This is a genomic window from Staphylococcus parequorum (assembly GCF_039237145.1).
Taxonomy (GTDB): domain Bacteria; phylum Bacillota; class Bacilli; order Staphylococcales; family Staphylococcaceae; genus Staphylococcus; species Staphylococcus equorum_A.
On record NZ_CP150682.1, the window covers coordinates 574592 to 589861 of the forward strand.

Sequence of the window (15270 nt, forward strand, 5' to 3'; positions counted from 1 at the left end):
TTATGACATTCAATTTATATGAGAATAAAATGAAAAGTTTAATACAACAGTTAATTTTTAAATAACAATTTTTATAAAAGTGAAGTAGTGGGGTGATTTTATGCAATTAATGTTTGATACAGGTATAAGTCCAATATTTAGAGGCGTGCTAATCTTCTTCTATCTGATTAATATTGTGTTAGCTTTCCTTATCGTATTTTTAGACAGAGATAGAAGAGATGCGACTGCAACTTGGGCATGGCTATTCTTATTATTCGTTATGCCGATTTTAGGATTTATTGTATATATATTTTTTGGGCGTGCAGTTAGGAAAAAACGCGAACGTGGGTTTGAACATAATCAAATTGAAGACGGTTTGAAAAGGTTACAGTCTCAACTTCAAGATGATACAAACAGAATTAGTGATTCGAAAAATGCTATTGTAAGAAAGCACGCAGACCTTGCTAATGCGTTGTTAACTAAAGAACAATCTTTTTTAAGTAATAATAATAATATCGATATTTATACAGATGGTCATGATTTGTATGACCAAATGAAAAAAGATTTACGCAATGCTAAGCGCTATATTCATATGGAATATTACGTTTTGAAATTAGACGGCTTAGGTACTGAAATTATTGAAATATTAGAAGAAAAAGCTGCAGAAGGTTTAGAGGTCAAACTACTTTATGATGCGGTGGGTTCTAAATCGGTACATAATTCTAATTTTAAAAAGTTTCAGTCAGAGGGCGGACAAGTCGAAGCATTTTTCAAATCTAAAGTCCCTTTTATAAATTTTAGAGTAAATAACCGAAATCACCGTAAAATTGTAATTATTGATGGACAGACAGGTTATGTAGGTGGTTTCAACATAGGTGACGAATATTTAGGTTTAAACAAGAAGTTTGGCTATTGGAGAGATACGCACTTAAGAGTGAGAGGCGACGGTGTGGATGCGTTGCAATTGAGTTTTATACATGATTGGAACTCGCAAGCTAAACGTGAACAGCTAGAGTATAACGAAAAATATTTCCCAGACAATGCCTATCAAGGTGGCAACGTGTCTATGCAACTGGCTGCCAGTGCGCCGAGTGATAATTGGCATCAAATTGAATTTGGATATATGAAGATGATTATGAATGCTAAAAAATCTATTTATATGCACACTCCTTATTTTATACCGGATAAAGGTTTTATTAATGCCTTGCGTATTGCCGCGAAATCAGGCGTCGAGGTTCATTTGATTATACCATGTAAACCTGATCATATATTTGTATATTGGGCGACAATCACAAGCGTGGCACAGCTAATTAAAGATGGTGTGAAAGTGTACACATATGAAGATGGGTTTATCCATTCTAAAATGATCATGATTGATGAAGAAGTATCGAGCGTGGGTACTGCAAATATGGACGTCCGTAGCTTTGAATTAAACTTTGAAATTAATGCGTTTATGTATGACACACAAATCGCGGAACAATTAAAAGCAGCATTCATTGAAGATCTTAAAGTTTCAAAAGAACTCACAGAAGAACGTTACGAACAGCGTTCACATTGGATTAAGTTTAAGCAGTCTATTGCTAAATTAGCATCTCCAATTTTATAAGATTTGATTCTAATGTTTGATAATTCCTTACGTAAAATCAATACCAACAGCGGTAGTTAACCTAATGGTGGCTACCGTTGTTTTTTAAATCAAAATAGAAAAATGATTTCATTAGTATAGTAGACTGAATCACGTGTATAATAAACGAATTATAATATAGCGAAGGGGTGTAATTATGCAACGGGACACAGAACAATATATCTATAGACAGTTATATAATCGCTTAAAAGATGATATACTCGCATTCAAATATGAAAGTCATGAAAAAATCCCTTCAAAAAGAGATATGGCAAAGCATCTTAATGTGAGTGTGAACAGTGTGAAATCAGCCTACGAGCAGTTATTAGCTGAAGGTTACATTTATACAAAGGAACGAAAAGGTTATTTTATAGAACCGTTAGATAAATTAATTATAGACCCTGACGCTCAGATTTCATTAGATGGTCACGAGCAAACAACTCGAACTACATTTGATTACTCTTTTTCCCATATGAGTACAGATATATCAGAATTTCCAGTGGATACATGGGCAAAGTTAACAAAGCGTGTATTCCAAGATTATGATTATTATTTATCGACCATTCCGCATGTGAAAGGCCCAATAGAACTTAGACAATCTATTGCGAAACTCGTGTCATATCAAAGAGGAATCCAATGTCATCCTGAACAAATCGTTATAGGATCAGGAACGAATACTTTATTGATGCAGTTAATTCAATTAATGGAAAAAAACGTAACGATTGCTGTAGAAAATCCTGGTTATTCCCGTTTTAGAACATTACTTAATCAAACCAATACATCAACCACAGCAATAGAATTAGATCATAAAGGTATATCTATAGACCAACTCAAACAAGCGCAACCTAATGCTGTTATCGTAACACCATCTCATCAGTTTCCTATGGGTACTATTATGCCTGTCTCAAGACGAATCGATTTATTAAACTGGGCAAGCCAAACGCATAGTTATGTTATAGAAGATGACTACGATAGTGAGTTTAAGTATGAAACAGACAATATACCGTCATTGTTTAGTTTTGATAAAAATGACAGTGTGATTTACTTGGGCACTTTTTCCAAAACATTAATGCCAGGTTTACGTATGAGTTATATGATTTTACCATCAAAATTGATTAAGCAGTTTGAATTACAAAATGACAATATGATACCAGACTTTTCTATGTTGAATGCATTAACACTCAATTTAATGATTAAAGAAGGGCATTACGAAAAATATATTAAAAAAATGCATCAACTATATGGAAAAAGAAGATCTCTATTAATCGAACATTTAGAAAATGTTTTTAAAGATGATATTCAAATAAAAGATACACGTGCAGGTTTACACTTCATCATAGAAGTAACTTCTCCTTATACATATGCAGAAATTGAAACACGTGCAAAAGTACAAAAATTAGAACTCTATACCATAAAACGCTTTTCCGTAAAAACATTTCAAAAGAATGAAGCAGTTAAAATATTAATAATTGGTTTCTCGAAAATTGAACAATCACAGATACCTGAAGCTGTAAATCGTTTGAAACAAGTTCTTTCTGACTAAACTGGTACCATTAGTTTGTTCAAACTGGGTCTTTACATAAGACCAATAATGACTTAAATTTCTAGACAACCATAAATCTTTTTTAATAAGCATGAGGAGGTTTTTTTTATGTCAGATCAATTTGAGTATTTTAAAGAAAAAAGAGAAAAATATGTAGCACGTGGTGTGAGTAACGGAAATTTGCATGTTGCAGATAAAGCACAAGGCGCAACAATTACTGATGTAGAGGGTCGTACATTTATTGATTTTGCTGGTGCTATTGGTACGCTTAATGTCGGTCATACGCATCCAGAAATTACTAAACATTTAAAAGAAAAGCTAGATAAATTCATACATCCTGGCTTTAATGTCATGATGTATGAAAGTTACCTTAACCTAGCACAGAAATTAACAGAGATTACGCCAGGTGAATTTGCTAAAAAAGCTATTTTACTAAACTCTGGTGCTGAAGCAGTAGAAAATGCAGTGAAAATTGCTCGGAAATATACAGGAAGACAAGCAGTTGTATCATTTGTACGTGGTTTTCACGGTCGTACAAATTTAACAATGTCTATGACAAGTAAAGTGAAACCTTATAAATATGGATTCGGTCCATTTGCGCCTGAAGTTTATCAAGCACCTTATCCTAATATTTCTGAAAAATCTGAAGAATTAACGGAAGAGGCATATGTAGATCAAGTGATTCATAAATTACATGACTTCTTCATTGAAACTGTAGATCCAAGTGATGTTGCATGTATTGTCATGGAACCCGTACAAGGTGAAGGCGGATTTATTATTCCTGATCAAAAGTTTGTTGATACAGTAAAACAAATTTGTGAAGACAATGGTATCGTTTTTGTTGTAGATGAAATACAAACGGGTTTTGCAAGAACAGGTAAAACCTTTGCAATTGAACATTTTGGTATTGAACCAGACTTAATCACAGTTTCTAAATCACTTGCTGCTGGATTTCCTTTAAGTGGCGTAGTAGGTAAAGCAGAAATTATTGATAGTGCAGCACCAGGAGAATTAGGGGGCACGTATGCAGGTAATCCATTAGCTTGTGAAGCTGCGTTAAAAGTAATCGATATTATAGAGCAAGAGCAATTAAATGATAAAGCAGAACAGCTTGGCCATAACATTGAAGAATATTTGGAAGAACTCAGTCAGTCACACAAGCAGATCGCACAGATTCGTCGACTAGGTGCTATGGTCGCTTTTGAAGTTGTAGATGCTGAAACAGGTTTACCGGATAAAGCACTAACAGGTAAAATCACACAAATTGCAAATGACAAAGGCTTATTGTTATTATCTGCAGGAATTAAAGGTAATGTTATACGCTTCTTACCGCCATTGGTAATAACCGATGCAGAACTTAACCAAGGCTTAAACATTTTAACGCATGTATTTGATGAAGTGACTTCAAATTATAGCGTCTCTTAACGAATGAAGTTCATTTTCAAAATATTAAAGGGTATAAGTTAATGATAGACATGGAGTATAAAACGTTTTTTATAAGGAGTGAAGGATATGGAACAGTTAGAAGTATATAATCCAGCAACGAATGAAGTAGTTAAACGTTTAGATTACACGACGCATGAGGAGATTGATGCGCAGATAGGCCGCGCTCATCAAGCCTTTCAAGAATGGAAAAATGTAGATGCACATGAACGTGCTGGTAAATTAAACCAATGGGCTACACTTATAGATGAACACCAAGATGAACTTGCACGTCTGATCACCCTTGAGGGTGGTAAACCTTTGGCTGAAGCTCAAGGGGAAGTAGCTTATGCAAATTCTTATGTGAAATGGTATGCGGAAGAAGCGAAACGTGTCTATGGGCGTACAATTCCAGCTCATACACCTTCAAAGAAAATGGTTATAGATAAATTTCCAGTTGGTGTGGTTGGAGCAATTACACCTTGGAATTTTCCGGCAGCAATGATTACGCGTAAAATGGCACCAGCTTTAGCAGCAGGATGTACAATTATTTGTAAACCAGCAGTGAAGACACCATTAACTACAATCAAATTAGTAGAACTTGCACATGAAGCGGGTATTCCGAAAGATGCGATATCTTATATTATTGCATCAGGTAAAGATGCTGGTGATATATTTACTGGCCATGGCCAAATTAATAAAATAACGTTTACTGGATCAACAGCTGTTGGTAAAACATTAATTGAACAATCAGCACAAACGGTTAAAAATGTAACGATGGAACTTGGAGGTCTTGCACCGTTTATTGTACATAATGATGCAGATATTGAAGCAGCCGTTGATGGGACGATTGCTTCTAAGTTCAGAAATGCTGGACAAACATGTATATGTGCAAACCGTATCTTTGTACATAAAGATATAGCGGAACAATATACAGCAAGACTAACTGAAAAAGTACATGCACTCACAGTAGGTGATGGTTTAGAGGAGAAAGTTAAAATAGGTCCACTAATAGATCACAATGCTGTCGAGAAAGTGTTAACACATATTACGGATGCACAAGACAAAGGTGGTAAATTATCTCGTAGTTTAGAAGAAATCCAAGCATTAGGTGGTAATTTCTTAAAACCAGTAGTAATTTCTAATGTAGATTTGAACATGAAAGTGATGCATGAAGAAACATTTGGACCTGTGGCACCAATCATGACGTATGAAGATTTAGATGAAGTGATAGACATTGCAAATGATACTGAATTTGGGTTGGCTTCATATTTCTTCACAAATAATTATCGTACTGGATTGAAACTATTTAATGAATTAGAGTACGGCGTCATTGGATGGAACGACGGTGGTCCTTCTGCAGCACATGCACCTTTTGGTGGTTTGAAAGAAAGTGGCTATGGTCGAGAAGGCGGCACAGAAGGAATTGAACCATATTTAGAAACTAAATATCTATCAATAGAAACTTAGCAGATGAGTTTGATTTTCAACAATTACAATATGAAATGATTTAAAAGTAAACAAAGTGCGGAAATAAAGTGATTGCAAGGTTGGAATTATCGTAATTAATTAGATGTTATTTCAGCCTTGATATATCACTTTTTGAAATTTGATGAATGATATGGGGTATGTTCAATGAAATCAGAATTTAATAAATCTATGAGTATTGTTGATGTCTTGTTTCTTGCTATCGGCGCCATGCTTGGATGGGGATGGGTCGTATTATCAGGAGAATGGGTTTCAACAGCAGGTTTTGTAGGAAGTATTATTGCATTTTTAATAGGTGGATTTTTAGTTATCGTGATAGGACTTACATATGCAGAGTTAGCTGCAGCAATTCCTGAAACAGGGGGAGGATTTGTTTTTGTGAAAAAAGCCTTTTCTCCGGGAATTGCTTTTATATCCGGCTGGTCGGTACTTTTTGGCTATGTCTCTGTAATAACATTCGAAGCGGTTGCTTTGCCAACTGTGATAGATTATGTGATTCCGTTTCAGCATCAAGGGTTATTGTGGAATATCGCAGGATGGGATGTTTATCTAACATGGGTACTCATCGGTTCTGTAGGAAGCATCATCTTAACATCACTTAATTACTTCGGCGTTAAGCCAGCAGCGATTATGCAAACAGTATTTACGATATTTATCGTTGGAGTAGGGTTGCTACTTGTGTTTGGTGCAGGGTTTAATGGTAACTTTAATAATTTACAACCATTTGAAAATGGTGTTGGTGGTACAATGTCTGTCTTAATGATGATTCCCTTCTTGTTTGTGGGATTTGACGTCATACCGCAAATAGCTGAAGAAGTAAAAGCACCGGCTAAAAAAATTGGTGGTATTTTAATATTTTCTATTATTGCGTCAGTCATATTTTATTTATTAATTGTTTTTGGTGTATCCACAGGATTATCTCCACAAGCGCTGACGACAAGTAGCTTAGCAACAGCTGATGCGATGGTCAATTTATTCGGTCATAGTGGTTTCGGTATCTTACTCGTGCTTGGTGGGGTAGCCGGTATTATTACGAGCTGGAATGCTTTCATTATTGGTGGTAGTAGAATCTTATATGCTATGGCAAAAAATAAGATGATTCCTCAATGGTTTGCTTTTATTCATCCGAAGTTTAAAACACCTACACACGGTATTTTATTCTTAGGTGTACTTGCATTTGTTGCACCATTATTAGGTAGACCAGCACTTCAGTGGATTGTTAATGCAGGTGGCATAGGTGTTGTATTAGGTTATTTACTCGTGGCTATTTCATTCCTTAAGTTACGAAAAACACAGCCAGAGTTAGAACGCCCTTACCGTATTAAGAATGGTAAAGCAGTCGGCATAATTGCAATTGTATTAAGTGTGTTATTCTTAATCATATACTTGCCTGGCATGCCATCATCATTGGCTTGGCCATCAGAATGGTTGATTGTCTTAGTTTGGTATTTCATTGCATTTGTGCTCTATTTTACGCAAAAGAAAAATGTTGTGAGTAGTGAGCAAGTACCAGTACAAGAAGATAGGTAATATTATTTTAATATATGATAAATACAAATAAGCAGCCCAAATATAAAATTTGGGCTGCTTATTTGTGCACGCTTTTCCCGTAAGATTTGGACAAAACCACTGCTATTTAAAAATTAACTAGCGATATGGATAAGTTGATCCCCAGGTTTAATCCATTGCTTATTGAAACATAGTTTATAAAGTGAAAAACTGATTGCTGCGGGTAAGAGGATGTGGAATACAAGGATTAACAACCAGACTTGCAGCGAACCGCCCATTGTATTGATTGTCATAATTTGTCCGATGAATCCACTTGTTCCCATACCTGCGCCAGCAGCATTATTCGTCATAGGGAACAATGTTGTCATGATAGGCGCAACAATTGCACTCGCAAGCGTTGGCGGTAAGAGTATCATAGGGTGCTTAATAATATTTGGAACTTGTAACATGCTTGTACCAATCCCCATAGATAATATACCTCCCCAGCCATTGTCTTTAAAGCCATTGACTGCAAACCCAACCATTTGAGCTGCGCAACCAATTGTCGCCGCGCCAGCAGCTAAACCACTTAAATCAAGCATCAGCGCAAGTGCAGCGCTAGAAATAGGTGCTGTTAAAGCTAAACCAAAGATGACTGCTACGAGAATCCCCATTATAAATGGTTGTTGGTCAGTAGCAGCGTTAATGATTTTGCCCAATCCAGTCATAAATTGATTGAGCGCTGGACCAAAACTTTTCGCAATGAAACCCCCAATAATAATTGTTAGTAAGGGTGTTACAATAATATCGATTTTTGTTTTGCCTGCATATAATCTACTCAGTTCAACTACGATTAAAGTAGCAATATATGCCCCCACAGGACCACCTTCAAAAGTGGTATAACCCAATGTTCCTACAATAACACATGAAAAAATAACGAGTGGTTTTGCACCTAATCCATATGCAATTGCAACACCTATCGCCGCACCTGTCACAGACATGGCGACCTTACCAATTTCAGTTAAAAATGATAGATCTAATTGAGGCAGTAATGTTTGACTACCTATTGTATCCAAAATTAACCCGATAATTAATGACCCAAATAACCCTAAAGCCATAAAACTGAGTGCTTCTATGACCCACCTATGTAAATAATTCTTCATTTTAGTCCCCTTAATCTTTAAATAAAGTTATTTTATAAATTAAATTTAGTATATAGATATTTTTCAATGATGGCTAGTATATTTTAAGAATTAGTTTATAGTCAATATACCTTAAAATTAAATAAATGAGATTATAAAAATTCAATTAGGTTATATAGTATAAATACAGGATGTATCAACGGTAAGGGGGATTAGAATGTCGAAAATATATACGATAGGTCACGCGAATCACTCAGAACAACAATTTATAGATATGCTTCAACAATTTAATATAGAGGTCATTGTGGATATACGTGCATTTAGAGGCAGTAAACGCAATCCTCAATTTAATGAAGACAATATAAGACAATGGCTTACTGAAGCAAATATTGAATATCAGTATAATACGTTGTTAGGTGGTAGAAGAAAAGCCTCTGAAAGTGTAGGTAGAACAATTAATCAAGCTTGGAATAATGAGTCTTTCCATAATTATGCTGATTATACTTTGACAGTGGATTTTCAAGAAGGAATCAAAGCATTAGAAGTATTAGGGCATTCAAAACGTGTAGCTTACATGTGTTCTGAACCACATCCAGCGCGATGTCACAGATTAATTGTGAGTAATTGGCTAGCTGCTCACGAATGGTCTGTACATCATATTATGCTTGATAACCAACAACAAATTATTCAGCAACAACATGAATTAGGACAATGGGGTGCTTTGCCTATTATAGAAGATGATGGATATATTGTTTATCCTGAAGTTGAAAAAGGTAATTAGGATGTTATTGGTTATTACATACCATAGGCACTGCTTGAACTTATAATCTCAAATCACCTCACATTTTAGTAAGAGTATGACATAAAAAAGCAGTTCTCTACATTTTGAGTAGAAAACTGCTTTTATTAGTTCACTGAGGTATTCAAATCTCAAGCGCTTTGCTTTTCCTGGGAAATAAATAATGTGTAGGAATTATTTATTTAGGCTTTATTGACTGAAGCGTCATAAATAGATTCGATTGTTTCACCTAAGATTTTATCAAATTCTTCATCTGATTGGTTTACATTTAAATCATTAATAAGTGCACGAGAGAAGCTAGCAATTAAATCTTTGTTTTGTTTAAGGACTTCATTTGCATGTTCTCTACTGTATCCGCCTGATAGTGCAACAACACGTACAACATTAGCATGGTCAATAAGTGTTTGATATTGGTTAGCTTTTGTAGGGATAGATAATTTTAACATTACAAGTTGATCATCGTTTAATTTGTTTAGTTCTTCTAAGATTGAGTCAGTTAAATATGCTTCAATTTCTTCTTTGTTTTCAGCATTAATATTAACTTCTGGTTCAATGATTGGAACTAATCCAGCAGAGATAATTTGTTTAGCAACATCAAATTGTTGTTTTACAACTAAATCAATACCATCTTTATTAAGTTCTAAAATATTAGAACGCATTTTTGTACCAAAAATTTTGTGTTCGTTGGCACGACTTAATAAAGCATCTAAATCTGGCATAGGTTTCATTAATTGAACGCCATCTTTTTGTTCGTCTAAGCCTTTATCAACTTTTAAGAAGGGAACAACGCCTTTATCAGCTAAGTAATCTCCAGTATGTTTACCGTCTACTTCGCGATCCATCGTTTGTTCGAAAAGAATTGCACCAATAATTTTATCAGCGCTGAATGAAGGTGATGATACAATACGTGTACGCATGTCATGAACGAGTTTGAACATTTCATCTTCGCTATCGTATTGATCTTCAGTAACGCCGTAATCTTTAAGCGCTTTTGGTGTACTACCACCACTTTGATCTAATGCAGCAATGAAACCTTTACCATTTTTCACTTTATCAAATTGTTCTTTATTCATTCTTACCACTCCTTTTACTGTATTCTCTTTTAGTATGATAAAAATTGAAGCATAACGCAAGTTCAAGGCACTTAAGATATTAAAATATAATAAATATTCTATCTAATATAAAAAAATGTACATTAAACTAGGTCATAGGTTTAGTAACTGATATTAAAAATATAGGTGTTGGATTATAAAAAGCATCTTGTTCTTTATATATTCGAGTATATACGCCAGTATCAAGATGAATGGCCTCATATCCTAGTTGTTTTAAGATATTCATGTCATATTGTGGTCTTGATTGGTGATTAATAGGTATGCTTTGTTTGATGGCTTCGCTTTCCTGCAACATTTCATCTCCCAGTGTATTATGTGCGTGATCCGTTGAGATATCTCCGTAATTAATAAAGGAATCTTTGCCATAGTTTCCATCTATATTAATAAGATGACCACTTGGTTTTAACACACGTAACCACTCTTTGTAAGTAGCTTGTGTGTGGGGCAATAGCCATGTCACATTTCGAGCGATAACGACATCAAAAGTTTCATTTTCATAATTTAGATGTTCTGCATCCATGACTTTAAATTGTATACTTTGATTTAATTGTTGTGCATTCTGTTTTGCAGATTGAATCATATCAGGAGCAAGATCAATACCTGAAACTTCAGCACCTTGTTGCGCACATAGGATTGCTAGAAAACCAGCACCTGTACCTATGTCTAAGACTTTTAAACCATCTCTTAATGGAATAATTGCTTCTATTTCTTTCAGCCAAGCTTTTGCATGACTACTTTCTAATTCTGCCTGTTTATCTTTACTAAAAGACTCGGCACGCTTATCCCAATAATTTACAATTTGTTTTTTATCCATTTTTAAAACCTCTTTATTCAATACTTTAGTATTCCTTCTATATTATAGAATACTTTTAACTAAAAGTAAGATAATTTAAAAATACATTGAAATTGATTATCATTATCACTATAATGATTTATATATAGGGAAATATGCATAAATATAAACTTCTAATGGTATTGGAGGTAATTAATCAAGTTTTGAGGGCGTATATATAGCTCTAGGTCTTACAAATTAAACTAAGTTATTCTGACTTAGTTTAGAAAAATGGATATGAACAGGAGATCAGCAATGAATAGAAAATATAGTATCCTAGTTGGGATTGTATTGTCAGCTACATTACTTACTGCATGCAGTTCAAACAGCACAGCGAGTAATTCAGAAGATAAAGAATTAACGAAAGAGGAAAAGCTTGTTACGGATCAAACCAATCGTGAAGTGAAGGTTAAAAAAGATCCGGATAGTATTGTAGTAGGCGGCATACTGCCTTATTTCTCTGCTTGGTTTGTAGGGACGAATTCTACTAAAGAAATTAAGGGATTACATCCTAATGCATATAATGCTGCAGAAAATTCAATGCTAGCTAAAATATCACCTGATGTTAAAAAAGCATCTACTGAATTTGTGAAAAATGGTGATATAAATATAGAAGAATTATCTAAAATCAATCCAGATGTCTACTTTGAACTTGCATCTGAAGAGAAAACCTTAGATAAAGTTGCAGAAAGTGGTATACCTACAATTGGTCTTGAAACTGTAAATGATGAAGATGACGATCCATTGACTACATTTAATAGCTGGTTGGAAGTAACTTCAGACATCAAAGGTGGTAAAACAAGTGAGAGAACTGATAAGTTTATGCAAGAGGGCGAAAAATCTCAAAAAATGATTGATGAAAGCTTGAAAGACACAAAAAAATCAGAGAAACCCAAAGTTTTATTTCTACATCAGCACACAGATAATTCTATCGTTGTAGCTGGATCAAATTTCCATAGTGAAAAATGGATTAAAGCAACGGGTGGCGTTGATGTAGTTGGAGAAGATGGCGTAGAAGGACAAAAAGAAGTTAATATGGAACAAATTTATAAATGGAATCCGGATAAAATCTACATTACGAATTTCACTGAAACACAACCAGAAGATTTAATTGAAAATAAAACAGATGGCCAAGATTGGAGCCAAGTGAAAGCAGTGAAAGATAAAGAGGTATATAAAGTACCATTAGGTATTTATCGTTGGTTCCCACCAAATGGCGATGCCCCATTAATGTTGAAATGGATGGCACAACATAACCATCCAGATAAATTTAAATATAATATGGAAGATGAAATTAAAACATATTATCAAAAATTTTATGATTATGAATTATCGGACAAAGATGTAAAATCAATCTTACATCCATCATCTGATGCTGCAAAATATTAATATTCGATAACAGTAAATGCAATATAAGATGGCAAAAACAAAATTATAAAAATAGATTATGCGTGTCGACAAAATCTCTGACTTTGTTGGCACTTTTTTGTGCACACGTACCTCTCCTTTTTTAGTTTTGAACGCCATTAATTTAAACTCGAAGTTAGTTTAATCTGAAGCAATTTCAAGGCATTTATATTTATAATTATTTTATGCTTTTTAGTAATATTAACAAAAAGCAAGAAATGTAAAAATTAAACGAAATATTTTTTAAAAAACACCGAATACATAAAGAAAATAAAAAAATAAAATAGAATATATATTCATCTTTATTGTATAAAAATACAGTTAGTTAAGTTTGTAAGATTCATTAATTTCGTTAAGTTTAAACTTAACACTGTGATTGTAGCGATTTCCGTATTCAAATTAATTGTTGTTTTTATATAATTATTCATCTTTTACAAATAACTCGTTTGAATGCAATTTGCATTATTATTTAAAATTCGTTAGGCTCATGTTTGTGAATAATTAAATAGTTCTTGCTAATTTATTAAATTTATTAGCGGTAATTTTACATACAAATCTACTATGAGGGGTGTTCAACAATTGAAAAAGAATAAAGTAATGGATTGGACGACCTTTATAGGGTCTTCCGTAATTTTATTAATTGCAGTAATTCCTATGATGGTTTTTCCAAAGGCCAGTCAAGATATTATTACGAAAATGAATGAAGCAGTTGTAAGTACAATTGGTTCAGTATACTTATTTATTGGCTTAGCAATTTTAATATTTGTTTTGTACATTGCATTTGGAAAATATGGAAATGTGACATTAGGTAAATCTACAGATAAACCTGAATTCAATAATTTTAGTTGGGCAGCAATGCTGTTCTGTGCTGGTATTGCTTCAGATATTTTATATTGGGGCGTTATTGAATGGGCTTTTTACTATCAAGATCCGCCACACGGTGGTAAAGGAATGACAGATAGTGCTTTAAACTACGCTACAATGTATGGCATGTTCCACTGGGGTCCTATCGCATGGGCAACATTTGTATTGCCAGCACTATGTATTGGTTATCTTATATTCGTGAAGAAAAAACCAGTCTTTAAAATCAGCCAAACGTTGAGACCTATTTTAAAAAGCCAAACAGATGGCTTTATTGGACAAGTTACTGATATTATATTTATCTTCGGTTTACTTGGAGGCGCTGCAACATCACTCGCACTTGGCGTACCGATGATTACAGCAGGTATAGAAAGATTGACCGGTTTAGACGGAGATAGTATGGTCATGCGTGGTGCGATTCTATTTATCATAACTGCACTTTTTGCATACAGTTCTTATTCTGGATTGAAAAAAGGCATAAAAGTGTTAAGTGATTGGAACGTTATTCTTTCATTTGTTTTACTTGGTTTTGTGCTGATTGTTGGCCCAACTGTGTTTATTATGGAAACAACCATAACAGGTATGGGTAATATGGTGAAAAACTTCTTCCAAATGGCGACATGGATAGAACCATTCGGAGGTATCGGTGGACGTAAGGAAACGAACTTCCCACAAGATTGGACAATATTCTATTGGTCATGGTGGATTGTATATGCACCGTTTATTGGATTGTTTATTGCACGAATTTCTAAGGGACGAACTATGAAAGAAGTCGTTCTAGGTACGATAATATACGGTACTTTAGGCTGTATGTTATTCTTTGGTATTTTCGGTAACTATGCAGTTTATTTACAATTAACTGGAGCGTTTGATGTTGTTCAGAATTTAAACACGCATGGTACAGAAGCAACTATAATTGAAGTGTTGCATCAATTACCATTCCCTAACTTAGTTATTATTTTATTCTTACTTTCTGCGGTACTGTTCTTAGCAACGACTTTTGATTCTGGGTCTTATATTTTAGCAGCAGCATCTCAGAAAAAAGTGGTTGGAGAACCTTTGAAAGCAAACCGTTTATATTGGGCATTCGCTTTATGTTTATTACCATTTGCATTAATGCTTGTTGGTGGTGAGCGATCATTGGAAGTGTTGAAAACAGCTTCCTTACTTGCTAGTGTGCCAGTACTCATTGTCTTCGTCATGATGATGATCTCGTTCTTACGGACATTAAATGAGGATCGACTCAAACTTGAGCGCCGTGCGGATAAATATAAAGAAGTAGAACGACGCTCACTGAGAATTACACAGGTGAGAGAAAAGAAAAATGACGACAACTTATAGATAAAAATATATAAAAAGCAGTGGAGCATCTATGACGATAGATTGCTTTACTGCTTTTTTGTAGTGGAGATGGAAGTGGATTGTGACGTATCAAGAATTTTAAATGCGTATTTTTACATCGTTTTTTCACTAAATATAGTGAACTCAATAATGAAAGTGTATCTGGAAATGAAAAAATGACAGCTAGATATCTAAAGAGAAATCTAACTGCCATTTTTCGATTGTATAATTA

The 15270-nt window shown here is 34.3% G+C and carries 11 protein-coding genes; 8 read left to right on the forward strand and 3 right to left on the reverse strand.

All coding sequences use genetic code 11. The features are described from left to right. Window positions 1–100 precede the first annotated feature (100 nt). From cls to AAA453_RS02620, 5 genes are all read left to right on the forward strand, one after another. Window positions 101–1585 carry a cardiolipin synthase gene (gene cls / locus AAA453_RS02600; protein ID WP_427706059.1) on the forward strand — a complete coding sequence of 495 codons (1485 nt, stop codon included), beginning with the start codon at window positions 101–103 and terminating at the stop codon, window positions 1583–1585. 175 nt (window positions 1586–1760) lie between these two features. Continuing rightward, window positions 1761–3146, forward strand: a complete 1386-nt coding sequence (locus AAA453_RS02605; protein WP_427706061.1) for a PLP-dependent aminotransferase family protein — start codon at window positions 1761–1763, stop codon at window positions 3144–3146. A gap of 108 nt (window positions 3147–3254) precedes the next feature. Further along, on the forward strand, window positions 3255–4571 hold the full coding sequence (gene gabT, locus AAA453_RS02610; RefSeq protein WP_427706063.1) for a 4-aminobutyrate--2-oxoglutarate transaminase: 1317 nt from the start codon (window positions 3255–3257) through the stop codon (window positions 4569–4571). Between the two features lie 87 nt (window positions 4572–4658). After that, window positions 4659–6038, forward strand: a complete 1380-nt coding sequence (locus tag AAA453_RS02615) for an NAD-dependent succinate-semialdehyde dehydrogenase (protein ID WP_427706065.1) — start codon at window positions 4659–4661, stop codon at window positions 6036–6038. A gap of 165 nt (window positions 6039–6203) precedes the next feature. Continuing rightward, window positions 6204–7586 carry an APC family permease gene (locus AAA453_RS02620; RefSeq protein ID WP_427706067.1) on the forward strand — a complete coding sequence of 461 codons (1383 nt, stop codon included), beginning with the start codon at window positions 6204–6206 and terminating at the stop codon, window positions 7584–7586. A 113-nt stretch (window positions 7587–7699) separates the two neighbouring features. On the opposite strand, the gene AAA453_RS02625 is transcribed toward AAA453_RS02620, so the two are convergent. Continuing rightward, window positions 7700–8707, reverse strand: a complete 1008-nt coding sequence (locus AAA453_RS02625) for a PTS transporter subunit IIC (RefSeq protein WP_069816573.1) — start codon at window positions 8705–8707, stop codon at window positions 7700–7702. A 196-nt stretch (window positions 8708–8903) separates the two neighbouring features. Between AAA453_RS02625 and AAA453_RS02630 the strand changes: the two genes are divergently transcribed. Further along, entirely contained in the window at window positions 8904–9467 is a 564-nt protein-coding gene (locus AAA453_RS02630; protein ID WP_427706069.1) for a DUF488 family protein, read from the forward strand. Between the two features lie 200 nt (window positions 9468–9667). Here AAA453_RS02630 and AAA453_RS02635 read toward each other — a convergent pair whose 3' ends face one another. Both AAA453_RS02635 and AAA453_RS02640 read right to left on the reverse strand, forming a co-directional pair. Beyond that, the gene (locus AAA453_RS02635) at window positions 9668–10558 is read right to left on the reverse strand and encodes a fructose bisphosphate aldolase (RefSeq protein WP_069816577.1); all 891 of its coding nucleotides are present in this window, start codon (window positions 10556–10558) and stop codon (window positions 9668–9670) included. A 127-nt stretch (window positions 10559–10685) separates the two neighbouring features. Then, entirely contained in the window at window positions 10686–11411 is a 726-nt protein-coding gene (locus tag AAA453_RS02640; RefSeq protein WP_427706071.1) for a class I SAM-dependent methyltransferase, read from the reverse strand. Window positions 11412–11684: 273 nt separating this feature from the next. On the opposite strand from AAA453_RS02640, the gene AAA453_RS02645 reads away from it, so the two are divergent. Continuing rightward, on the forward strand, window positions 11685–12818 hold the full coding sequence (locus tag AAA453_RS02645) for an ABC transporter substrate-binding protein (RefSeq protein ID WP_427706073.1): 1134 nt from the start codon (window positions 11685–11687) through the stop codon (window positions 12816–12818). Between the two features lie 597 nt (window positions 12819–13415). Beyond that, on the forward strand, window positions 13416–15038 hold the full coding sequence (locus tag AAA453_RS02650) for a BCCT family transporter (RefSeq protein ID WP_427706075.1): 1623 nt from the start codon (window positions 13416–13418) through the stop codon (window positions 15036–15038). Window positions 15039–15270: the final 232 nt, after the last annotated feature.